17 protein-coding genes are annotated in these 23,984 nt (G+C 54.0%); 7 read left to right on the forward strand and 10 right to left on the reverse strand.

What is annotated here, in order from left to right:
- Window positions 1-2: 2 nt before the first annotated feature.
- Together R3I13_RS23705 and R3I13_RS23710 are read left to right on the forward strand one after the other, a co-directional pair.
- Window positions 3-1,850: a PQQ-binding-like beta-propeller repeat protein gene (locus R3I13_RS23705; RefSeq protein ID WP_346320468.1), complete on the forward strand. Its 1,848-nt coding sequence runs from the start codon at window positions 3-5 to the stop codon at window positions 1,848-1,850.
- 38 nt (window positions 1,851-1,888) lie between these two features.
- On the forward strand, window positions 1,889-2,458 hold the full coding sequence (locus R3I13_RS23710; RefSeq protein ID WP_346320469.1) for a hypothetical protein: 570 nt from the start codon (window positions 1,889-1,891) through the stop codon (window positions 2,456-2,458).
- A 9-nt stretch (window positions 2,459-2,467) separates the two neighbouring features.
- Here R3I13_RS23710 and R3I13_RS23715 read toward each other — a convergent pair whose 3' ends face one another.
- Complete coding sequence (locus R3I13_RS23715; RefSeq protein ID WP_346320470.1) at window positions 2,468-2,989, reverse strand: N-acetyltransferase; 522 nt, start codon at window positions 2,987-2,989, stop codon at window positions 2,468-2,470.
- Between the two features lie 232 nt (window positions 2,990-3,221).
- Here R3I13_RS23715 and R3I13_RS23720 point away from each other — a divergent pair, with 232 nt between their 5' ends.
- Window positions 3,222-4,139: a 2-dehydropantoate 2-reductase gene (locus tag R3I13_RS23720; protein WP_346320471.1), complete on the forward strand. Its 918-nt coding sequence runs from the start codon at window positions 3,222-3,224 to the stop codon at window positions 4,137-4,139.
- Window positions 4,140-4,176: 37 nt separating this feature from the next.
- Here R3I13_RS23720 and R3I13_RS23725 read toward each other — a convergent pair whose 3' ends face one another.
- Window positions 4,177-5,811, reverse strand: coding sequence for a DUF4139 domain-containing protein (locus R3I13_RS23725; RefSeq protein WP_346320472.1), 1,635 nt, complete (start codon window positions 5,809-5,811; stop codon window positions 4,177-4,179).
- 689 nt (window positions 5,812-6,500) lie between these two features.
- On the opposite strand from R3I13_RS23725, the gene R3I13_RS23730 reads away from it, so the two are divergent.
- On the forward strand, window positions 6,501-8,675 hold the full coding sequence (locus tag R3I13_RS23730) for a DUF5916 domain-containing protein (protein WP_346320473.1): 2,175 nt from the start codon (window positions 6,501-6,503) through the stop codon (window positions 8,673-8,675).
- A gap of 210 nt (window positions 8,676-8,885) precedes the next feature.
- Here R3I13_RS23730 and R3I13_RS23735 read toward each other — a convergent pair whose 3' ends face one another.
- From R3I13_RS23735 to R3I13_RS23765, 7 genes are all read right to left on the reverse strand, one after another.
- Entirely contained in the window at window positions 8,886-10,322 is a 1,437-nt protein-coding gene (locus R3I13_RS23735; protein WP_346320474.1) for a glycoside hydrolase family 30 beta sandwich domain-containing protein, read from the reverse strand.
- Complete coding sequence (locus R3I13_RS23740) at window positions 10,319-11,173, reverse strand: glycoside hydrolase family 16 protein (RefSeq protein ID WP_346320475.1); 855 nt, start codon at window positions 11,171-11,173, stop codon at window positions 10,319-10,321. The genes R3I13_RS23735 and R3I13_RS23740 overlap by 4 nt, the downstream gene beginning before the upstream one ends.
- Before the next feature lie 57 nt (window positions 11,174-11,230).
- Entirely contained in the window at window positions 11,231-12,076 is an 846-nt protein-coding gene (locus tag R3I13_RS23745) for a hypothetical protein (RefSeq protein WP_346320476.1), read from the reverse strand.
- Window positions 12,077-12,098: 22 nt separating this feature from the next.
- Entirely contained in the window at window positions 12,099-13,643 is a 1,545-nt protein-coding gene (locus R3I13_RS23750; RefSeq protein WP_346320477.1) for a RagB/SusD family nutrient uptake outer membrane protein, read from the reverse strand.
- Window positions 13,644-13,662: 19 nt separating this feature from the next.
- Window positions 13,663-17,031: a TonB-dependent receptor gene (locus tag R3I13_RS23755; protein ID WP_346320478.1), complete on the reverse strand. Its 3,369-nt coding sequence runs from the start codon at window positions 17,029-17,031 to the stop codon at window positions 13,663-13,665.
- Between the two features lie 330 nt (window positions 17,032-17,361).
- The gene (locus tag R3I13_RS23760; RefSeq protein ID WP_346320479.1) at window positions 17,362-18,528 is read right to left on the reverse strand and encodes a FecR domain-containing protein; all 1,167 of its coding nucleotides are present in this window, start codon (window positions 18,526-18,528) and stop codon (window positions 17,362-17,364) included.
- 65 nt (window positions 18,529-18,593) lie between these two features.
- Window positions 18,594-19,184, reverse strand: a complete 591-nt coding sequence (locus R3I13_RS23765) for an RNA polymerase sigma-70 factor (protein ID WP_346320480.1) — start codon at window positions 19,182-19,184, stop codon at window positions 18,594-18,596.
- Window positions 19,185-19,317: 133 nt separating this feature from the next.
- On the opposite strand from R3I13_RS23765, the gene R3I13_RS23770 reads away from it, so the two are divergent.
- From R3I13_RS23770 to R3I13_RS23780, 3 genes are all read left to right on the forward strand, one after another.
- Window positions 19,318-20,340 (forward strand): LLM class flavin-dependent oxidoreductase, encoded by a 1,023-nt coding sequence (locus R3I13_RS23770; protein ID WP_346320481.1) that lies wholly within the window; start codon window positions 19,318-19,320, stop codon window positions 20,338-20,340.
- Window positions 20,341-20,395: 55 nt separating this feature from the next.
- Window positions 20,396-21,259: a DUF4349 domain-containing protein gene (locus tag R3I13_RS23775; protein ID WP_346320482.1), complete on the forward strand. Its 864-nt coding sequence runs from the start codon at window positions 20,396-20,398 to the stop codon at window positions 21,257-21,259.
- Between the two features lie 353 nt (window positions 21,260-21,612).
- Complete coding sequence (locus tag R3I13_RS23780) at window positions 21,613-22,707, forward strand: aromatic ring-hydroxylating dioxygenase subunit alpha (RefSeq protein WP_346320483.1); 1,095 nt, start codon at window positions 21,613-21,615, stop codon at window positions 22,705-22,707.
- 65 nt (window positions 22,708-22,772) lie between these two features.
- On the opposite strand, the gene R3I13_RS23785 is transcribed toward R3I13_RS23780, so the two are convergent.
- Window positions 22,773-23,768 carry a helix-turn-helix domain-containing protein gene (locus tag R3I13_RS23785; RefSeq protein WP_346320484.1) on the reverse strand — a complete coding sequence of 332 codons (996 nt, stop codon included), beginning with the start codon at window positions 23,766-23,768 and terminating at the stop codon, window positions 22,773-22,775.
- Window positions 23,769-23,984 lie beyond the last annotated feature (216 nt).

The raw sequence follows: 23,984 nt of genomic DNA on the forward strand, positions 1-23,984 counted from the left end.
AAATGAAAAAGCTGCTTTTCTTCCTCATAGCCATTCTTCCGGCCCTGAGTGGCCACGCGCAGGATACGCTCTTCCGTTTTGCATTGGTAACGGACACGCATATAGGCGTTCAAACTGCGCAGGAAGACCTGGAAAGGACCGTCAACGACATCAACCTCCAGCCGCAGATCGAATTCGTCGTTTTCTCCGGGGATGTGACCGAATTCGGCTCCGATGAAGAGCTGCAGCTGGCGAAAAGCATCATCAGCCGGCTCAATAAGCCCTGGTATATCATTCCCGGCAACCATGACACCAAATGGTCAGAGAGCGGCTGCAATTCCTTCCGCACCGTGTTTGGCAACGAAACTTTCAGCTTTGAGCACAAAGGTTATCTTTTCATTGGCACCAACTGCGGCCCCAACATGCGCATGGGCCCGGGCCAGGTGCCCAGGGAAAACATCGTCTGGCTGGACGGGCAATTAAAAAAATATAAGAACCCGCAGCAGCCGCTGATCTATATTAATCATTACCCACAGGATGAAGGACTCAATAACTGGTACGACGTGCTGGACCGCCTGCGCGGCCGCAACGTGAAAGCCATGATCTGCGGCCACGGTCATGCCAATAAAGCCTTCAGCTGGGAAGGCATCCCCGGCGTGATGTGCCGCTCCAACCTCCGTGCGAAAGCAGCCACCGGCGGGTACAACATCGTCAGCGTATCCGGCGGCGCCATTACCTTCAACGAGCGCACACCCGGCCGGGAAACGCTTCCCGCCTGGCATACAGTGGCACTGGAAGGGCATTCCTGGATACCCAACCCTCCCCGCCCCTCTTATGCGATGAACGATTCCTTTCCTTCCATAAAAGTAAAATGGACCATACAGGAAGCCGGCGACATGGGCAGCGCCCTCGCCGCAGCCGGTGGCATGGTGATCTATACCAATACCAATGGGGATATTAAAGCGGCAGACCTGCAGACCGGCAAGCCCCGCTGGAAATTTGCCGCAGGCGGGAAAATATACGCCACGCCGCTCGTATACGGTCAATACGTGGTAGTGCCTTGCACAGACGGCTTCGTATATTGCCTGCATCTGAAAAACGGCAAGCTGGCCTGGAAACAACAAACCGGCAAAGCCATTGTTTCTTCCGCCGCGCTGCACGGCCGGCTGGCCATCGTAGCGGGTTCCGACGGGCATTGCCGCGCATGGGACATTCCCTCCGGCAGGCAGCAATGGGACTACGACGGCATAAAAGGATTTGTGGAAACCAAACCCTTCATATACCAGGGCAAAGTGCTCTTCGGCTCCTGGGGCAATCAATTCTACGCACTGGATGCATCTACCGGCCGTGAAGCCTGGACCTGGAGCAACGGCGCCAGCAACCGCATGTTTTCCCCCGCCGCCGTGTGGCCCGTAGCATACGAGGGCAGAGCCTGGCTGGTGTCTCCCGATAAATACATGACCGTGCTGGATACTGAAACCGGCAGGGAAATATGGCGGTACAGGGATTCGCTCAATTCCGTGCGGGAATCCATGGGCATTTCGGCAGACAGCCTGCGCATTTACGCCAAGACCATGCAGGGCAATATCATTGCGCTGAATGCGCGGAGCGGGCAAAGGGAATTGTTGTGGAAGTCGCCGGTGGAAATGGGTTATGAAATATGCCCCAGCCCCGTGAATGAAAGAGGGAACATACTTTACGCAGCCGGGCAATCCGGCGTGATATACGCGCTCAGCAGCAAAGACGGGCAGCTGGTATGGAAACATAAATTCTCCAACTGCCTCGTCAATACCGTTCAGCCCGTTGGCAAAAAGCTTGTATTGGCCTCATCCATGGACGGCAAACTCGTTTGCATTGAGCAGGGGCAATAAAATAGTTGTATCTTTTTGATACCAAACCATACCCTGAAATGATGAGAATCGTTTGCTGTGCCTTGCTGATAGGCGCAACCCTGAACGCCTGCAACCTTCCTGACTGCAAAGAATACCAGCTACTCGGCGAAGAAGCCAAAGCCGCCATCCGCGGGTACGACAGCCCCCTGCCCTATACCGTCATCAGCGTCCCCGATTCCCTGCTTACCGCCGGCAGCCGCGCCGTGGAGCCTTTGCTGGATTCGCTGGCGGAGATGAAGCTGCTTACTTATTCGCTGGCCGATACGTTGGGCCGTTACCGTTATATCCTGCGGTGGACGGATTCGCTGGACCGCTTCAGGGTGAAGATCCCGGCGGATGTCGGGCTGGTGCATATTTTCATGGACCGCAAATTCCCGACGGACATACAATTCGACGCGCGTTATTACCAGGCGGGAAACATTGTTTTTTCGGACGACGACTCGCTGTATGTGCGCAGGAGCTGCGTGTGGGTACAATACAAATATTTCTATAAAATCGATTCACTGAATGCGCTGGGCGAGATCACCGGCCTCAAGCGGGGCGCGAAGTTTGAACGGGCCGCGTCTTTCGGGATAAAGCCGGAATGACCGGACGGGTCACACTTCATCAAATTCTTTGGAATAAACAACCAGCCCGGCTCTTCCTTCCAGCCCGCCGGGCTTCAGTTCTATCGCCATAAACGCTTCACCGGGCACCTCGTAGCTGGTGCGGATGCCCCATTTGGAAGCAGGCAGGAATCCGAACTTTGGATAATATCCCGGGTGACCCAAGACGATCACCGAGCCGTAACCCAGTTCAGCCGCGCGTTTCAGTCCTTCGCGCACCAGCTGCGAACCGATCCCTAAATGTTGCAGCGCCGGTAGAACCGCCATAGGCGCAAGCGCCAGCGTATCGTACATTACGCCTTCCAGCCCCTTGATCTTCAGTTTGGTAAAAAGAATATGACCCACCGCGCCGCTCTCCGAGCGGGCCACGAGGCTTAGCGCGGGTATAAAATGCTCACTGTCCCGCAGGAGGTCTATCAGTTTGCTTTCGTTTTCCTGGCCAAATGCGGCGGCGTTCAGGGAATAAATAGACGACTTGTCTTCCGGCGTTTCCGGTGTGATCATGATTTTCATAAGTCTTCAAATATGCGCGTTTATCCCGGATTTGCGAAATCGGATGTGTTTTGTATGGCAAATGCGTATATTTGAAACACAGCCTTCCGGGTCATTCACTCCAACCGGGCTTCCTGCTGATACCTCCTCTACTTCATTCACATTATCATTCAACATTACCAGCAAAACGGGTTCCGGCTGTGCGGCTTCGTGTGCCGGAAAACGCCGCTGCAAAACCATATAAGCGAATACAATGAAAGATACGATCTACATCATTGGCGCAGGAGCCGTCGGCAAAGCGCTGGCGGTGGCCCTGGCAGGCGATCACAAAAAAGCGGTCTTGCTGCGGGGCAGCGTAGATAACCAGCCGGCAGCCGTGGAAAAGATACAGGTTGTACGGGAAGGGGCCGTGCAGGAAGCAGACGTGGAAGTGAGCACCATCAGCAACTTCGCGGAGCTGGACGGTATCGTTGTGCTGACCAACAAGTCGTACGGCAACGTGCAGCTCGCCGCCACGCTGAAAGGCAAGACCGGCCGTTCTCCCATCGTTATCCTGCAAAACGGCCTCGGCATTGAACAGGTTTTTGCCGACAACGGTTTTCCCGAGATCTACCGCTGCGTACTGTTTGTGACCAGCCAACTCACGAAAGATAACATGGTCAGCTTTAAGCCGGTGTCCGTCTCCCCTATAGGCGCCATCAGCAACAGCGCCACTACAACCGATGCAGTGGTAAAACAATTGGATAGCACAGGCTTCCGTTTCAGGGCGGAAAACAACATCCAGCCCATCATCTGGAAAAAAGCCATTATCAACAGCGTCTTCAATTCAATCTGCCCGCTGCTGGAAACTGATAACGGCATCTTCCACCGCGATACGGGCGCGCTGGCGATAGCGGAGAGAGTTATCGCGGAATGCATTGCCATTGCGCAGGAAAAAGGCATTTCGCTGGAAGCCGGCGAAGTGAGGGAAAATCTTTTGCTCATCAGCAGATCATCCGACGGGCAGCTGATCTCCACCCTGCAGGATATCCGGAACAAACGGAGAACGGAGATCGAAACACTCAACTTCGAAATAGCACGCATCGCGAAAACACTGAACAAGGAGCACCTTGTGCGGGAAACCGCGCTGCTGGGGGAACTGACCAGGTTGAAATCGGATTTAAGCAGGTAGCTATAGAAAAAGGCCGGGTACATCCGGCCTTTTCATACTATAAATTCGCGATCACCTTATCTTTCGGGTACTTCACGGTATAGCTCAGCCGCACTTTTTTTGTTTCGCCGGGCGCCAGGTTCAGCTTCCAGGTGAGCACACCAGTTTCAGTGTTCACGGCAGCGCCATCGCTTTCCACCAGTTCTATTTCCATGCTTTTGTCTGTAGACACGGGATATTGATCTTTCAGCAGCAGGTTCACCGGTTCCTTCTTCGCGTTGCGCACCCTGAGCTCGTAGGTGAAGGTCTGCCGCTTCTGGTTGCCCAGGAATTTCACGCCGGACATCTCCGTTATTTTCTCCCGTTTGATGATCACCTTCTTATCGCGGCCCACGCTGAGGTTCAGCGTGTCTGTGGTGGCGTTGGGGTCGATGAAGGATTTGCCGACATACATGTCTTCGAAAATGATATTGGCTTCGCCGGGCAGCAGGCTCAGCTTTTCATAATCCGTTACTTCAGCCACCAGGAAAGCATCCGCGTCGGCTTTGGGCACGGCGTAATATTTGTAAGATGCGGGCAGGGAGAATTCCTTGAGCGTAACGCTGTGCTGCTTGCCGTTGCTGGCCACATCATAAGGTATATCGATTTCGAAAGTGGCGCTCAACTGGTGTTCGTTCTGGCTGGTGTATTGATCCACGCCGGAGGCGTCTGCTTCGAGGGCTGCCGGTGGAGCTGGCGGAGCGGCCGGTTGCACTTCATATTGTTTCATAGACTGCATCCTGTTCTGGTAAGCCCTTTTATCATTCATAAGGCCCCGGATCATGAGCGGCTCCGCATAAGCCAGGAACCAGGCATCCAGCACCGGCGCGGTGCCGCTTTGGCTGGGGTTGCCCGTGCTCAGCGTGAGCTTCACTTTTTTCCAGTCTATGCCGGTGTTTTGCATCACGTTGGCTTTATACAGCAATTGCAGCGGGCTGCTGGTGCTTACGGCTTTCAGGTCATAATACACGCCCCAATGCGCGGCCGGGGTGATGTAGCTCAGCGAGAGGTCCGTGGGGCCGCCATTTTCAGACATCACCTGCAATACCAACTGGCCACCGCTGGCATTTGGATCTTCGCTCATTTCCCGGAGCTGCTTTTCCAGCTTTTGGACGGCAGCATATTGCCGGGTCTCTTTTTCCTGCAGCAGCGCGATGTTGTTCCGCAACTCCACCTGCTGCTTTTTATAATAATCCGCCAGCTTCATCAGTTCTGCCACGCTGGGCCCGCCGGCTGTGCCGCCGCTCAGGCTCTGGTTCTTCTCCAGCAGCGCGATGGTGCCCTCTTCTGCGGCGCGGGCATTGCGGGTGCGCACCAGTTCGCGGCGGGCGGATTGCAGGCTGTCTTCCAGCTTCAGGTACGCCGGGCTTTTCAGGTCTTCCTCTTTCAGGAAATTACGCGCAAAACCCGCGGACATCACCGTCACCTTATTGCCTGCACTCACCTGGATGCTGTTCTCATCTATCGCGTTGGCCACCTGCTGGATCACGACCTGGCTGCTTCCTTTCGGCAATGTGACCCTGGCCTTGTGGTTCAATTCCGCGCCGATGCGGTACACCGTTACAGACTCAAGGCCCGCGCGGGTATACACCGGCTGCTGCGCCGCGGCCGCTATGGTGAGAAACATAGCTGCGGACATGCTGATCATTTTCATAGTTACGCTGTTTTGTATGGGATGCTTTTTTTCAACGAATTGCATAATTCGCCCGCCACGAATTAAGCGGCAAATCCGCTAATAAAATGTTAAAACAACTTTCACCTTTAATATCGTAATTATTCTAACATGATAGATGTTGCAACATTTATTATCCCGTACCATTGATTTTCAATGTAAAACCAGACCGTAGTCATGATAAATATTTTTATAATAAATTATTGGAGTGTTGAATTGACACTCATTATCTGTTCGCTTTATTTTTCATCTCATATGATGATAAATTGCAAAACAGAAGGATGATAATTATCATAGATCACGATTCCGCGCCGCATTATTTTTGTGTTATCAAAGCGGAACAAGGATATACAAGATATAACCGTAGATCCGAAGAAGAACCTGGGCAAACAAACAATAGTATACAGCAGAAAAAGGAATTTTAGTAAGGAAAGTAGTGTTGACAGATTGAAATGAGACGAGGCAGAATGGTTGTGTGAGTGTTATCAGTAAGGAGTCTGAAAAAGACATGTGAAGTAACGGTAAAGCCGGTCAATTAACGAAGGAAGGTGAAGATGCAATCGTGCAGAGAACTTCCGGGTTAGTTGCCCGGTTTTTTGTTTTCCCCAAAGTATTACAACCCGCCCCATTTTTTTGTATTTTAACCGGCCTAACCCGGAAATTTATCTGAATTGAGAATACCAATTTTCCTGCTGCTCTGCCTGATCACTTTTTCTGTAACGGCACAGAAAAAGAACGAAGCCTACCAGTTACATATGCGTAAAGCCACGTCTGCCGTGAAAATCGACGGCATCGCGGACGAACAGGCCTGGCAGGATGCGGACTCCGCTTCCGACTTCTACATGATCCTCCCCATGGATACCAGTTTTGCCAAAGTGCGCACGGATGTGAAAATGACCTACGACCAGCAGAACATTTACCTTCTCGTGATCAACTACAACGGTGCTCCGGGGCCCTACATGGTGGAATCGCTGCGCCGGGATTTCGCTTTTCTCAAGAACGACAACTTCCTCCTCTTCATGGACCCTTTCGACGACCAGACCAACGGTTTCTCCTTCGGCGCCAATGCTGCCGGGGCGCAGTGGGACGGGCTGATGTACGAAGGCGGGAAAGTAGACCTCAGCTGGGACAACAAATGGCGCTCCGCCGTGAAAAATTACCCGGACAGGTGGGTGTTTGAAGCCGTTATCCCTTTCAAGACCATCCGTTACAAAAAGGGGATCACGCGCTGGGGCATCAATTTTGGGCGCAACGACCTGAAGACCACCGAAAAAAGCAGCTGGGCGCCCGTGCCCCGGCAATTCCCTTCCGCATCGCTGGCCTACACCGGCGTACTGGTGTGGGACGTGCCGCCGCCGGACCCGGGTACCAATATCTCCCTCATCCCCTACGTGCTGGGCGGCATCAATAAAGACTATACGAACGGGAAACCGGAAAAATGGCGCCGCGACGCCGGGCTGGACGCCAAGATCGCCGTTACTTCCTCGCTCAACCTGGACCTTACCGTAAACCCGGACTTCTCGCAGGTAGACGTGGACAAACAAGTGACCAACCTGGACCGTTTCGAACTATTCTTCCCCGAGCGGCGGCAGTTTTTCCTGGAAAACGGCGACCAGTTCACCAACTTCGGCTATTCCACCATCCGGCCTTTTTTCTCCCGCCGCATTGGCCTGGGCGTGCCTATTCATTTCGGCGCGCGGCTGAGCGGCAAGCTGAACAAGAACTGGCGGATGGGGCTGATGAACATGCAAACCGGCAGCCAGGGCGAAACAGCGCTGCCCGCGCAGAACTTTACCGTGGCGGCTTTACAGCGGAAGGTGTTTGCACGGTCCAACGTCGGTTTTATTTTCATCAACAAAGAATCCATCAATTACGATCCTGATAACGTGGAAGCGGGCAAGCCCGTCCATTCCCGCTTCAACCGCAACTTCGGGCTGGAATACAACCTGGCTTCAGCGAATAATTTCTGGACCGGGAAGGCACTGGTGCTGCGGTCTTTCAGTCCCGGCGCCAGCGGCAAAGATTACGTGCATGCCGCCAACCTGCAATACACCAGCCGTACCTGGAACATAGGCTGGCAGCACGAATACGTTGGCAGCAATTACAAAGCCGAAGTAGGCTACGTACCCCGCACCGGTTTCATCAGGCTGGCGCCGCAGGTTACCCGCCTCTTCTTCCCGAAAAAAGGCCCGTTGCTCAGCCATGGCCCGCAGCTTACGTCTTCCAACTTCTACACGGAAAAAATGGACCGGACGGACAATGAGCTGATGCTCAACTACGGCCTCGTATTCCGCGCGCGCAACACGCTGAATGTGTGGGCCAGCACCACTTACATCCGGCTGCTTCAACCCTTCGACCCGCTGAACTACAACTTGCATTACCTGGAAGCGGGCACCAAACACAGCTGGAATACCATCGGCGCGGATTATGTATCCAAGCCGCAGAGCCTTTTCACCTACGCGCTTTCCGCCCGCTACGGCGGCTATTATGCAGACGGGCAGCGGCTTACGCTGGGCGGCGAATTCGGGTACCGCTTCCAGCCTTATGTGAGCATTGCGCTCAGCTCCACTTACAACAACCTGCAGCTGCCGAAGCCCTGGGGCAACGAGGACTTCTGGCTGGTAGGGCCGCGCCTGGATGTAACGATGACGAATACACTGTTTTTTACCGGCTTCATGCAATACAATGAACAACTGAAGAACATCAATCTCAATACCCGCTTCCAGTGGCGTTACCGCCCCGCCTCCGATCTTTTTATCGTGTATACGGATAATTACCTGCCCGAACCTTATTACGTCAAGAACCGGGCGCTGGTGCTGAAACTGGTATACTGGCTGAACCTTTGACGCATAAAAATGCCGGCTGCAGAAGCAACCGGCCCCGTAACAAAACCATGGTAAAACGATGAATGCAGGCAGCACCGGGGGTAGCAGCCAACCCGGCCATGGCCTTTTTATCAAATCGAAGGAAAGTTCAGAGGAAAAACCGGGAGCAAATTGCTGCCCGGCTTTCGTTACCATTTATTGAACCTACTAAACACGCATGTTTGATCAGCATCACCATACAAAGGTGCCCACCGCGCCCGCCGCGAGCTGGGGAGTAACGGTTTTGCCGTTGTATTTGATGTTGAAGGATTGCGCGGTAGTACCGCTATTCAGTACGATCAGCACCTTTTTCCCGTCCGGCGTTTTGAACGCCACGTTCTGCAACGGCGCCTCAATGTTGGAATCGATGCGCACAGAGCCGGGCCTTACAAACTTCGAGGCATGCGCGATGATGTAATACGCCACGTTCCGCGTATAGTCGCTGCCGATAGTGACCGCGCCCAGGCAGGAGGTGCAGCCGCCTATAGTATGCGGCTTGTAATCAGCCGTGGCGGCAAGGTTCCATTCCAGTACATTGCGGCACCAGTTGCGCGTTGCGCCAATTATTAGCTGGCTTACATGCCACGACAGATCGGCCGGGAAGTTCCCGGGGCCGCCTACCCATTGCTCTGTAAAATACAGGTGCTTGTCCGGGTAAGCGTTATGCAGGGGCGTCAAAGCGGTGATGCTGCCGCCGTACAGGTGGAACGCAGTGCCATCCACGTATTTACTGGCTTCGGGATCGTTGAGGATCGTTACAGGATAATCAGGACGGTCTGCATTATGATCGTAGATGATGATCCTGGTCGTAATGTTGGCAGCTTTAAAAGCGGGCCCCAGGTGGTTTTTAATGAAGTCTGCCTGTTCGGCGGCCTGCATTTCCATGCTGGGATTGTTGCCCGGGTGCAGCGGCTCATTCTGGATCGTGATGGCGTCTATCGTAATGCCTTCCGCCTTCATGGCCTGCACGTATTTCACGAAGTATTGCGCATATACGCTGTAATACTCGGGCTTGAGCTTGCCGCCCTTGGAATTGTTGTTCGTTTTCATCCAGGTAGGCGGGCTCCAGGGAGAACCCAGTATCTTGATGGACGGGTTGATGGCGATGATCTTTTTGAGGATGGGTACCAGGTCCGTCTTTTCCATGTCTATGCTGAAATGCTGGAGCGTGGGGTCCGTTTGCCCCGCCGGCAGATCGTTGTAGCTGAAAGGCGCCGCGCTCAGGTCCGATGCGCCGATGCTGATGCGGAGGTAACTCACGCCGATGAAAGTACTGTCCCAGCGGAACAGCTCGTTGAGCAATGCTTCTTTTTTGTCCGTCGCCAAACCGTTGATGAGCGTGGCGCTGCCGCCGGTGAGCGTGTAGCCGAAGCCGTCTATTTCCTGGTAGGTTTTACTGTCGTCTACCGTGATCACCGGGTATTGGTTGAGCGCGCCGGAGAACACGAGCGGTGTTTGCTGCTGTTTGAACAGCACCGACCCGTCGCCGTTCGTGAGCCAGAACGCCACGTCGGATTTAACGGGTTTCGGTTCTCCCGGTCCCGGATTGTCATTGTTCTTCCCGCCGCCCTTGCAGCTGGCGATCCCCAGCAGGCAGGCGAGTACGGTCAGTTTTATGCCTTGTATCATTTGTCGATCATTTTATAAACACGCACGTAGTCTATTTCCATTTTAGCGGGAAAAACGGTATCGTCCACACCCTGCACGCCGCCCCAGTTGCCGCCTACAGCGATGTTGAGCAGGAAATGGAATTTTTTGTCGAAGGGCCAGGCGGCGGAACCTTTGGCTTCATTCACGAAAGTGAACAGCAGCTGGTCGTCTATATACCCGCGGATGGCATAGGGCGTCCAGTCCACGCGGTAGAGATGAAACTCTTCCATCGCCTTGTTTACCGTGCGTTTGGCAGTTTTCTGCGTGTTGATGGAATGATTGTATGCTTCGGTATGCACGCTGATGTGCACCATATTGGGATCGTAACCGACATGCTCCATGATGTCTATCTCACCGGATTTGGGCCAGTCGCCGTAAGCCCATTCCGTAGGCAGCATCCAGATGGCAGGCCAGGTGCCTTTGCCTTCCGGCAGTTTGGCTTTCACTTCAAAGCGGCCGTACAGGAAATCGCCTTTGCCTTTGGAAATGAGGCGGGTGCTGGTGTAATTCCTGTTCTGGTAAGTTTCTTTCTTTGCAGTAATGGTTAACAGGCCGTTGCCCACGGAAGCGTTCTCTTCGCGGGAAGTGTAAAATTGCAGCTCGTTGTTGCCCCAACCTCCGCCGCCTGTATCGTAGCCCCATTTGGCATTATCGGGCAGGCCGGTGTAGTTGAACTCATCCGCCCACATGGGAGTGGTTTCGAACGTCCAGCCTTTGTCTATCACCGTAGGCGGGATATACGGCGGCGGTGTGGGATCGTCCTTTTTTCCACCACACGCAAGGATGTTGAGCCCCAGCAGCAGTACCGGGATGTAATTGATCGTTTTCATATCGGGCAGGAAAAAAAATTATGCAGGGCCGGGCGTAACCGGCCCTGCATGGGTGAACTATTGTGCTTCTTCAATGAACTTAACATCGTCGATGGTGATGCCGTTGGGGCCGAAAGTGCCTGCGCCGGTGCATCCTCCTTTGATCAGCATATACACTTTACCTGCGGTGGTAAAGGAGATCTTGCCGCCTTTGTCTTTGCCGGTGCCGTCGCAGCCGATCACCGCCAGGTCTCCCTCAAAATCCGCGATGCCGCAGCCGGCCCAGGTATTGATGGAGTTCCATTTGTTGCCGGAGTAATCGCTGCCCTGTGCGGGAGGCGTGGTGCCGAAGATCACTTCGAACCAGGTTTCAGCTGCGCCGCCGCCCTTCACGATGCCGGAGAAGGTGTAGGTCACATCCTTTTTCACGGTCAGTTCCTGGTAAATAGCGCCATTGCTGCCGCCGGGCTGGTTCACGAATTTAAGCTTTCCGCCGGTGAAGGTAATGGATGTTTGCGGCCCGCCGGTGTTAAGAATGGTCCAGTGCGCTTCCGCGCCGGGTTCCATGTTGCCGCCCTTCAGGATGTCCGTTCCCGCCATATCCTGCGCGATGGTCACTTTCTGTGAAACAGAAGAGGAACCGCCCGCGCCGTAAGCTACCAGCGAAATGGTGTACTCCCCTTTTTTGCTGAAGGTGAGCGTATCTGTTTTTTTCCAGGACACGGGGTTTGCGCCGCCGTTGTACCAGGTGTAAGAGAATGCGCCGGTGGTGGTATTCTGCAAGGCCACTTTATTGGGATTGGCAGCCAGCAACGTTGCGGTGAAACTTGCGTTGGGTTTGGCTCCCAGTGTCAGGTTCTCTGAATCCGGCGTGCAGGATGCGAGCAGCAGCACGGCTGCTGCGATATATATGATCGGTTTCATTAGGTACATTTTTTTTGATGAATTACTTGCTGCCGCCCCACTCCTTGTTCTGCTCCATCTTGGTGTTTTGCAGCTCGTGGAAAGGGATCGGGAATACGTAGTGCCTGTTCGGGTCGAAGCCGCGGCTGGCAAGCGCCGCCGTTGCCCTGCCTGAACGGATCAGGTCGAAGAACCTGATGCCTTCGCCGGCAAACTCCAGCCTTCGTTCTTCAAAAATATTGTCGATGGTCGCGTCTCTCGGGCCAACGCCAACCCTGGCGCGCACAGCATTCATCAGCGCATAGGCGCGCGTGCCGGGACCGCCGCCCTGGCCGCTCATTACCAGCGCTTCGGCTTCCATCAGGTAGGTATCCGCCAGGCGGATGTCGTATTTGTTCTGCGGGAAGTTCAGCTCCATGGTGCCGCTGGCGGGCCTGTTAGACTGGCGGCCTGCGAATTTTTCCAGGAAGTAGCCGGTATTGTCGTGGCCTTTTTCGTAGGTGGCAAAACCGTTTTTCTCAAGGCTGTCCACATCCGCCACGGTGTATTTGAAGCGGGGGTCGAAATGGATGAAATCGTAGAATTCTTTGGTGAACACGAGGAAGCTCCAGCCGGAAACGTAATCGGGCGCGCCGGGTTTGGGATTGTAGCCGCGGGGCCCTACGAGGATATTGAGCACATTGCCTTCCGTACAGGATACGCAGCCCCAGCCGCCGTTGGATTGGGAAGAATAACCGATCTCGAATACGGATTCGCTGTTGTATTTGAATTCAGGTTTGGATTTGAAGAGATCCGCGAAGTTAGGCAGCAGCTGGTAACCGTAGGTCGGGCTGGGCTGCCCGGGTATGGCGCCATTCACCAGCGCCAGCTCTGCCGCGGCTTCCGCCCATTTTTTCTGGTAGAGGTATACTTTACCGAGCATGGCATGCGCGGTACCTTTGGTTACACGGCCCCTGTCTACGCTGCCCAGGATGCGGTCCGGCATGGTAGGCTCTGCAATGGCGGCCTTGATATCGTCTTCGATCTGTTTCCACACATCGGCCGGCGGCGCCTGCAGTACGTCGCGCATTTCAGCGGTGGTAACCGGTTTGGTGATCAGCGGTATGTTCTTGAACATGCGCAGCAGGTCGAAGTAAAAATAACCGCGCAGGAATTTGGCTTCCGCGGCGAAACGCGCTTTGGTGGCTTCATTCATGGGCACTTCGGGAAGCTTTTCCAGCAGCTTGTTCGCGCGGAACACGCCGGCGAAACCTTTGCGCCAGAGCTCGTTATGAGGGCCGATCTCAGCGGTGAGCGTCCATTTGGTGACCACCTGCAGGTCGTTGATGTCGCTGGGGCCGCCGCCGCCTGCCCGCTGGTCGTCGCTGGCTGCGTTGGCCATGCCTTCGCGGGTTACGTAACCGTTGCCCTGCCAGCCTACCACATCGTAGATCGCTACCAGGCCCTGGCGTGCCTGCGCTTCATTTTTGTAAAAATTCGTCTCCAGGTCCGTTCCTTTCAGGTCGGGTTCCAGGAAGCTTTCTTTGCAGGCGCTGAAAAATGTGACACCTGCCAGCGCGCATATGATCGGGAAATATTTTTGTTTCATTTTCATCAGCTTTTAATCATTAATAGGTGAAGTTCAGGCCAACCATGAATGTGCGCGCCTGCGGATAAATACCGCGGTCGATGCTGAGCACGCCGCCGCCGATCTCGGGATCGTAGCCGGTATACCTGGTGAATGTGATGAGGTTCTCGCTCATAACGTGCACGCGCACACGCTCAAACCCTGCTTTGTTCACGAGGCGCGCAGGAAGGGTGTAACCGATCTGCAGCACTTTCAGGCGCCAGTAGTCGCCGTCTTCCAGGTAGAATTCGGAAGGGTTGGTGAAGTTCTTGTTATCGTCTTTGCTGGAAAGGCGGGGGTAGCTGTTGGTGGAACCTTCGCCGGTCCAGCGGCCGAGCGCTTTACGCTGCCAGTTGGCCGTCATGATGTCGAGCCTGCGCAGGCCCTGGAATATCTGGTTGCCGGCGGCGCCCTGTGCAAACACCACCAGGTCGAAACCTTTGTAGGCGGCGTTCAGCGTCATGCCATACATCCAGTTGGGCGTCGGGTTGCCGATGTAATCGCGGTCGGTGTCGGTGATAGCGCCGTCGCCGTTGCGGTCGTGCCAGCGGAAATCGCCGGGCTTGGCATTGGGTTGTATCTTCTTGCCGTCCTTGTTCACATATGCGTCAATTTCAGCCTGGTTCTGGAAAACGCCCATGGTCTTGAACATGTAGAACGCGTTGAACGGCTGGCCTACCTCGGTGCGGGTGATGGCGCTCATGGTCTGGAACGACGCCTGGCCCACGGTAATGAACTTCACATCGTCGCCGATGAAAGTAACCTTGTTTTTGGTGTAGCTCACGTTGCCGTTCAGGCTGAATTCAAATTCGCCCAGGTTCTTGCGGTAACCCAGGGCCAGCTCCAGGCCTTTGTTTTCCATGCTGCCCACATTGTCTGCCGGGTTGCCTGCAGCGCCTGTGTACCAGGGAATGTCCGGGTACATGAGGATGTCTTTGGACAGTTTTTTGAACCAGTCGAACTCTACCGTGAAATTCTTGAAGAGCAATGCTTCGAAACCGATGTTGGACTGCCTTGTTTCCTCCCACCGCAGGTCCGGGTTGGCCGGGGCATTGGGGCTGGAACCGGCTTCGGCCAGGTCTGAATTGGTGAGCGTATAGTTGCGGCCGCTGCCGATGGTGGCGAGGAAACGGCCGTCGCCGATATTATCGTTGCCCACTACGCCGTAACCGCCGCGGAGCTTCAGCATGTCCACCACCTGGTTCTGCGGCCAGAATGTCTCTTTGGTGGGCACCCAGCCTAGCGAGAAGGACGGGAACACGCCGTACTTATTGTTCGCGCCGAAACGGCTGGAACCATCGCGGCGGATGATGCCTTCCACGAGATATTTTTCGTCGTAAGCATAGTTGACGCGGGCGAAGAGCGATGCGATGGTGTGCTCCACTCCTTCGCTGCCGTCTGAAAGGCGGTTGGGATTGGTCACTTTATAGTTGAGGGACGCTTCTTTGAAAGTCTGCGCAGGCACGTTCTGGAAAGTAACGGTGGTCATGCGGCTACGGTTCTCCATGTAAGCGCCCTGGCCCAGCAGCACGGTAAAGCTGTGCGCGTTGATGTCTTTGGAATACGAAAGCGTGTTTTCGAAGTTGTAGTTGAACACGGAGTTGTTACTGCGCTGGAACGAGTTATTGGCCGGGTTGTTGGAGCTGTTGAGGAAGAACAGCGGCGTGAAGGTCTCGCTGCCCCAGAAAGCGATCTTGGAACCCATGGTAGACCGTAGGCGCAGGCCTTTGATGGGTTCGGCCTCCAGGTAAACGTTGCCTACTGCGTTGTGGCTCCAGCTGTAGTTGCCGAGGCGCGTGGAAATATACGCCAGCGGGTTGGTCATTTCCTGGCCAACGATCGTGGAAATTCCATATGGATTGCCCTGCGCATCCCTTCTCAGTTTGGCTTCATTGCCCGCATAAGGCACGCCCGCCAGCTTAGCAGGATCTGTTTCCACTACCGGCGTGATGGGATCAAGGTTGATGGCGGAACTGAGGGGGCCGCCGAATTCGCTGTTGGTATTGCCCAGGCCTATGGATTTATCATACGCATAGCCGATGTTTTCGCCGAAGGTGAGCCAGGGAGTGATCTTGTAAGTGGAATTGAGCCGGAGGTTGAAACGTTTGTAACGGGAAATTTCTGTGGCTACAATGCCTTCCTGGTCCAGGTAACCGAAGGAAGTATAGAAAGTGGATTTTTCGCCGCCGCCGCTGATGCTCAGCTCGTGGTTCATACGTTTGGCGCTGTTGTTGAAGATGGTAGCCTGCCAGTCTGTACCCTTTCCGTAGGAAGCAGGGTCTGCAAACACAGGCGCTCCGCCGCCGTTCACGGATTGTTCGTTGCGCAGGGTGGCATATTCTGTGGCATTCAGCATGTCCAGCTTGCGGGCAGGCTGCGAAGTGCCGTAGTAGCCATTGTAGCTGATGGTCAGCTTGCCGGCCTTCCCTTTTTTAGTGGTCACCAGTATTACGCCGGAAGCGGCACGGGCGCCGTAGATGGCCTGGGAGGCGGCGTCTTTCAGCACCTGGATGGATTCGATGTCGTTCTGGTTCAGGTAGCCGATGCCGCCGTTATCCACCACTACGCCGTCTATCACCCACAGCGGATCGTTGTTGTTGAATGTAGTGATACCGCGCACGCGAACGGTAGCGGCGGAGCCGGGCTGACCGGAGTTGGAGGCGATGGTAACGCCCGCGGTGCGGCCCTGCAGCGCCTGCTCGATGCGGTTGATGGGCATGCCTTCCAGGTCTTTGGCGCGGACGCTGGAGATAGCGCCCGTTACCACGGCCTTTTTCTGGGTACCGTAACCTACCACTACCGTTTCGGTGAGGGAGGTTTCAGAGAGGCCCAGCTGCACGTTGAGCGTAGAGCCGCCAACGGCCTGCGTTTTGGAGGAATAACCCAGGATGCTGAATACCAGCACCGCATTTTTGTTGGGCACTTTGAGCGTATACCGGCCGTCGCCATCGGTGGAGGTACCGGTATTGGTGCCGTTGATGCGCACGGTAGCGCCCGGGAGGGGCTCTCCCGTTTCATTGGTCACACGGCCCGATACAGTGATGGCGGTATCGGCGGCAAGTGACCTGAGGTCTGGAGACATAGGCTGGATAACGATCTTCTGCCCTTCGATGGTAAAAGAAACCGGCTGGTTCAGCAGGAGCATGTTCATAGCCTGCTTTACGGGCATGTCCTTTATATCAATATTGACCCTGCTCGTTTTAGCCAGCAGGCTTTCGTCGTATACGATCGAGATCCCTGCCTGGCGCGCAATTTCTTTCAGCACTTTTTTCAGCGGAGCATTCCTTTCCTTAAGCGTGATCTGCTGCGAGAAGCCTTTTGCGCTGATTTGCAGGCAAGCTACGAGCAGCAAAAAGGTGGTGAGTTTCATAACCAAGTAGAATTTACTGAATGCGTCCCGCTTCTTACCGGCCCGGAAAAAACCGGCGAGAGCGTTGTAAAACGGGGCTGAGTTCCAGGCAAAGGAATCTCCGCCACTAAAGTTAAATTTCATACTTTTGTAGTGTTTGGGAATTACGAGATATAAGTTCTGAAGACTGATGTCGGTATAACCCATCCTATTTCCGGGAGTGTTGCAAGCGCTTCCGGTTTTTTTATGGGTCAATGCCGGTTAGCTTGTAGTGGATCTTTTCATAACGAGTGTGTTTAGTTTAGTTTATGGTACGTGGATAATCATTGTTGTCACAGCCTGCCTGCCAATCTATTGTACGATCAGTTTGCGGCCCTGAAGGTTAAACCGGGCCCCGTTGGCCTCTAGCATATTCAAAAGTTCGGAAAGCGGGAGGTTGCGGCTGATACGCCCGCCGTAGGCTTTGTTCTGGTTGACGCTGGTAATGTTCATATCGATGTCGATGTCGTACCAGCGGGATGCCTGGCGCATGATGTCTGCCAGGTTCGCGTTATCGAATTCAAAGAAACCGGTCTTCCAGGCTATCACCTGCTGTATATCCGCGGGCGCCACATAAATGCAGCCGGTGGAATATTCCATCCTCGCCTGCTGGCCTGGTTTCAGCATCACGTCTTTCACTCTCACGGCCCCTTCCACCAGCGTGGTGTTCATAGATTTCTCGTCCGGGTACGCCATTACGTCGAAGCCTGTGCCCAGTACTTCCACATCCAGTGTTTTGGTTTTTACGATAAAGGGATGCTGCGCGTCTTTACGCACTTCAAAATACCCCTGCCCTTCCAGCTCCACCAGGCGCTGCTCGCCGGTGAATGCGGTGGGATAACGCAATTTGGAAGCGGAATTAAGCCATACGCGGCTGCCATCGGGCAATACGATGGTAAACTGTCCGCCGCGCGGCACTGATAATATGTTGTAACCTGCAGCCTGGCCGATGTTGTCTGCGTCGTATTCCAGCTGCCCGTTCTGCAGCTGTACCAGCGTTTGCCCCTGGTGGATCACCTGGTTGCCCGCACTGTCCAGCGTAACGGTACTGCCGTCTGCCAGGGTGAGCACAGCTTTGGCGCTGCCGGGCGCAATATCTTTGGGTGCAACGGGTGTATGGTTAGAAGCAAGCGGGGCAGATTGATCCTGCTTCGGGGAGAACAGGTACATAGCGCCTGCGGCCAGCAACACCAATGCGGAAGCGGCGGCCAGCCAGATGCGGCGGTTGCGCATGCGCAGCATGCGGGGCGCACTGATCTGCTGCAGGAGGCGCGCCTCCATGCGGTCGCTGATCTCCTGGTCTATAACAGGTTCGCTGGCGAGTATTTCGGGGAATTCTTCCTGCATCTTACGCAGAAGCGCCCGGTGATGGCCGGTGGTCTGCAGCCAGGACATCAATGCCTGCGCCTCTTCGGGCGTACATTTTCCATCCAGGTATTGCTGCAGCAGTTTCTCGTGTGGATCCGTGGAATGTGGCATACTAACGGTACAGTTTCATGTGTACCTGTTATAATATCCGGGAATATTCCCCGAGGGTACCCCTCTTAAAAAATATTTTTTTGCAGGAAGAGAATGGTGAGGGTCACGCCGCCATAACGGAACACGTAATCGTGGATAAAACGCATGCTGAGCACCATGTGTTTCTTGACGGCGTTGCGGGAAATACCGAGTATCTCCGCCGCTTCGTCGTAGCTGCGGCCTTCCTGGCGGCAGAGGCGGAACACGTTGAGCCGCTGGGGCGGCATATGGTTGAGGGCTTCGTGGAAAAGGCGGTCGTATTCTTTGGTATCCAGCTGTCCGGGCTGCACGGCTTCGCCGCCGTTCAGCTGCGCCAATACCTGCTCCCGCAGCACGCGGTCTGTGGCCACTTTCTGCAGGGTCTTGAATACATGGTTGCGGGCGATCTTGTAAAGGTAAGCGGTGAAAGGGCGTTCGGGATCTATCCTCCCCCTGATCTCCCATATCTTCAGGAAGACGTCATGCACAAGGTCCTCCGCGAGGGAAGGTATCTTGCAATAACGCAGAATATATACATAAAGCGAAGGGTGATACTGACGGTAAACCGAGGTAAATGCATCTTCGTCTCCCCGTTTCATCCGTTCCAGCAGTTCCTTGCCGGATAGATTGCTACCCATAACGATCCTTTGATTTTGGTTTGACCTGCCGTTTTATGACATGTGTAATAACTGTAAATCTAATTAAATTCATGAAACCAGCAAATCAAGTGGTGTTTATACGTTTATTTCCGGCTTTCGTATCTTTATATAGATGAGTAAGATAAAATTAAGTGTGCTGGACCAGTCTGTAGTACGAAACGGCAGCAACACAAGGGAAACCCTGCTGGAAACCAAAGCTCTCGCGCAACTGACGGATAGTCTCGGATACGAACGCTTCTGGGTGTCTGAGCATCATAATATCGCCAATATAGCCGGCACCACGCCGGAAGTGCTGATGGCCTACCTGGGCGCGGAAACGCAGCGGATCCGCCTCGGCGCGGCGGGCATCATGCTGCCCAACCACAGTTCGCTTAAAGTAGCGGAGAATTTCAGGATGCTGGAAGCATTGTTCCCCGGGCGGATAGACCTTGGCATCGGCCGCGCGCCGGGCGGGGACCGGCTTACAGCCCGCCTGCTGAACCCGCAGAACACCTTCAGCGAACAGGACTTCGTGCAGCAGATCGTTGACCTCCAGCATTTCCTGACAGACAATGCGCCTCCCGGCAGTATTTACGAAAAAGTAAAAGCCCTTCCGCAGGCCTCTACCGCGCCTCCCATGTGGCTGCTCACCTCCAGCGGGGGCAGCGCCAACATCGCGGCGCATTTCGGCACGGCGCTCTCTTTCGCGCAGTTCATCAATCCCAACGGCGGCCCCGAAACCGTAGCGCATTACCGCGAACGCTTCAGGCCTTCGCTTTCACTCGCCACACCGCTGGCCAACGTGGGTATCTTCGGGTTCTGTTCTGAAAGTGAAGAGCTTGTAGACAGGTGGCAGACCATCATGGACTACCGCATCCTCAACATCGAGCGCGGAAGAGATACGCCCCTCCCCCCTTACGAGGAGATCGCGGAGATCGAATACATGCCGGACGAACAGTTGCGCGTGAATTACAACCGCGGGAGAATGATATGCGGCACACCGAAGCAAATGAAAGAGAAAATTGAAAAGATGTGCGCGGAATATGGTGTGAACGAGATCGTGATCAGCACCATGTCTGAGAACGCGGAAGAGCGGATGGAATCTTTCCGGCTGCTGGCCCGGACATTTGAGCTGATGCCGCGCGCCGCACTTTAACATTTTGCTAAGGTTACTTTTCCGGGAACTGCGTATCAACAGGAAATCTATTCTTATGCGCAGTTCTTCCACGCTGTGGGTACTCATTCCCATACTGACCCTCTATGCCTGTTCCAATGCGGGCAACATCAATTTCAAGGCATCTTCCGAAAACAGATCCGAAGCCTATGCAGACAGTACCACCGCCGCATCGCCGGCGCCTCCCGAAGCGCGCAAGCGCATCAAAACGGCAGAGCTCCGCTGCCGGGTAAGCGATGTGGTGAGCGCCGCCGCGGGCGTTGAAAAGCTGGTTGCTTCCCTGAACGGCGTTGTAGTGGAAAGCCTCATCAGGAATGAACAAAACTCATCCCACGAGTTCGCCTATTCCGCTGATTCGCTGAAGCAGGTAACGCGTTACACGCCAGTGGCCAGCCTCACGCTGAAGGTACCCGCGCCTTACATGGACACGGTAGTGAGCGCGCTTACTTCTTCTGCCAGCCTCATCAGCCACCGTTTGCTGAAAGACACAGACGTTACGCTGGATTATCTCCGCAACCAGCTGCACAACAAAGCCGACGAAACGCCCGTACGGAAAAAGGATCACACCAAACCTGAAAAAGAGCTGGACATCACGCGTTATGAAGACGCGAAAAAAGATGAAGTGATAGACCGTACGATCAACAACATGGCTATTGATGAAAAGGTGCTGTATTCTACCATCACGGTAGAGCTGTTCCAGCCCGAAGTGGCAGACATACAGATTGTACTGAACCCCGAACGGCTGCAACGCCCGCCGCTGGCTACTGCCGCTGTTGTGGCGCTGAACCGTGGCGCGGAATTTTTCAGGACGGTGCTCCTCTTTTTCCTCAGCATCTGGCCGGCATTTATTTTCGGCGCGCTGGGCTGGCTGGTGTACAGGAAATTAGGATTGAAGCGGTAAGAAGCCTGTTGTTGCGAAAGAAGTCCGTCATTGCGAAAAGCAGCGAGGGTTTTGTGCGGGGCGCGACGAAGCAATCTCCCAACATTGGCGTATATCAATCCAATACAAGAGATTGCTTCGTCGCGCCCCGCTTTGGCTCTGCTGCTTCTCGCAATGACGATCTTTTACTTGCTTGGCTATCCCGACTTAAGCTCTGCAGCTCCTCGCAATGAACGGTTTTTCCTATCAGCAAAAACAAGTGTGTATAGCCACTATACTTTTTATTTCACCGCACAAAAATCCAAATCCCTAAGTCCAAAATATTCCGGCAACTGAGCGGAGAATTCCTTAAATTCCTGTGTAAATCGGGCGTTATGTCAATCTTTTTTGTTGATCCGGATATATCTAAGGCTAAAACGATACATACTGATTTTTACAACAACCCGGCTGTGTTCGAATTCACCAGGCAACGCATCTTCGGCCCATCCTGGCAATACGTGGGAGATGCGGGCCTGCTGCGTGATCCGGGGTACTGCCACCCTTTCACGTTCATGGAGCAGTTCATGGAAGAGCCGCTGGTGCTTACGAAAGACCAGCAATCCACCATCCGCTGCCTCAGCAACGTTTGCACCCATCGCGGCGCCATTATCGTGAATGAACCCTGCAAGCTTTCCCAGCTGCGCTGCCGCTATCATGGCCGCGTATTCCGCCTCAATGGCCAGTTCCAGAGCATGCCGGAGTTCAGCGGGGTAAAAGACTTTCCTTCCCCGCAGGATGATCTTGCTGAATTGCCGCTCTTCCGCTGGGGCTCCATGCTGTTCTCCTCCCTGCAACCCGGTAGTGATCATCTCCCTTATTTCCGGGATATGATGGCGCGCATCAGCTGGATGCCCATCGATGAATTTGTTTACCGGCCCGAGCTGACAAAATATTATTTCATCAAAGCCAATTGGGCGCTGTATTGTGAGAACTACCTCGAAGGTTTTCATATTCCCTTTGTGCATGCGGGCCTGAATGCGGTGATCGATTACGGGAATTACACGACCGAGTTGTTCCCCTGGAGCAACCTGCAGCTGGGCTTAGCGAAAGACGAAGAGGATTGTTTCGATCTGCCTCCCTCCTCGCCTGATCATGGGAAAAAAGTGGCCGCTTATTATTTCTACGTCTTTCCGAACATGATGTTCAACTTCTACCCCTGGGGCCTGAGCATCAACATCGTAAAACCTTTGACCACCGGCACCTGCAAAGTAACGTTCCTGACCTACGTGTGGAAAGACCAGCTGTACAATACAGGCGCGGGTTCCAACCTGCATACCGTGGAAATGGAAGACGAAGCCATCGTGGAAACCGTGCAAAAGGGCGTCCGTTCGCGCTTTTACGGCCATGGACGGTATTCCGTTACCCGCGAGCAGGGCACGCATCATTTCCACCGCATGCTCAGTTCATTACTGCAGGATTATGCCGGCTGAAAACGATATAAATATGTTCTCATCATTCAATAGCGGTGAAAAACTGTCTTGATAGCAATCCCGGCTTACTGCGCTCTCATGAGTAATATGGGATCGCATTTGTAATATCCCCAGAAAGTGTTCCTTAAGCTGCGCGCGCTTTTGAAACCGGTTTTCACGGCGACCATCCCGAAAGGAGTCCTTGTTTCCATCATGTAACGGTAAGCCCTGCGTAACCGCTGGTCCAGCTGGAACTGCCTGATGGTGCAGCCGAACATCGCCTGGAAACCTTCATGCAACACCCGGGCGTTGAGCCTGAAACGCTCAGCCATTTGTTTTACGGTATGCTGGTCAACGTAATGGTCCTTCAGGAAATCGAAACATTCCTCCACTTTTTTACGGTTCCGTTCGGAAAGGCCATGATCCGGCTTGTCCACCATTCTTTCGAACAGCAGCAGCAGGTTGACGGAGTGGCGGCGAAGATAAACATCCGCGGCCTCTCCGATGTAGCGGCAGGTAAGGATGTCGAGCACTATGGGCCAGCTCACTTCGTTTAGCCGGAGTGAGGTTTTATTTACCTTCCCGTCCACTTTCATGATCTTTTTATCCTTCAGCCCGGCAAGCTCCGGGAACCACTTCACCAGTTCTTTTACTTTTTTTGGCTGGATGTTGATATGCAGGCTGAGGAAACCCTGGTCTTTCTGCAAAGGTGCTTCGTTCGGGTAACGGGTAAGATTAAACATATCCATGAAGCCGCTGCCGAGGCATACGGTTTCGCCGGACCTGATCATCGTGACCACGTCGCTGCCGAGCATCACATGGAGAATAATGTTGCGGAAAGGCGTTTGCGGCCTGAGCAACATGTTTTTTTTCGGGTACACCGTTTGCAGCCAGAGTGAAAAAACATCCAGCGGGACCTGTTGGGTGACTATCCTGCAACATTTGTTCTCTTCATATTCCACTTTCGAACATCTGAGCAGCCCTTTGAGGAGGTCGGCAGGCATGGTGGCTACAGGAATGGTTTTCCGCTGTTCGCATTCATCGATCCACATGTCGTGCACAGGTAATGATTGGCTTTTCATTTTTAAATTTTAAAGCTTAATAATCCTATTCATACGTGTGCTAAACGGAGAAAAAATCTGGAGCGGTGTTTCCGGGATAAATAACAAATGCGTATTGTGAATGTATCTTTAATTAAAGACAAGATTTTCAGGAAAAAAGGTGAAAATTTTCCAAAATATTTTTTCGCTGCGCTGAAAATGCAGCGGCGGCGGGAGCTGTGGGGAAATAAAAAAATC

Source organism: Chitinophaga sp. YIM B06452 (assembly GCF_039655965.1).
Lineage (GTDB): Bacteria > Bacteroidota > Bacteroidia > Chitinophagales > Chitinophagaceae > Chitinophaga.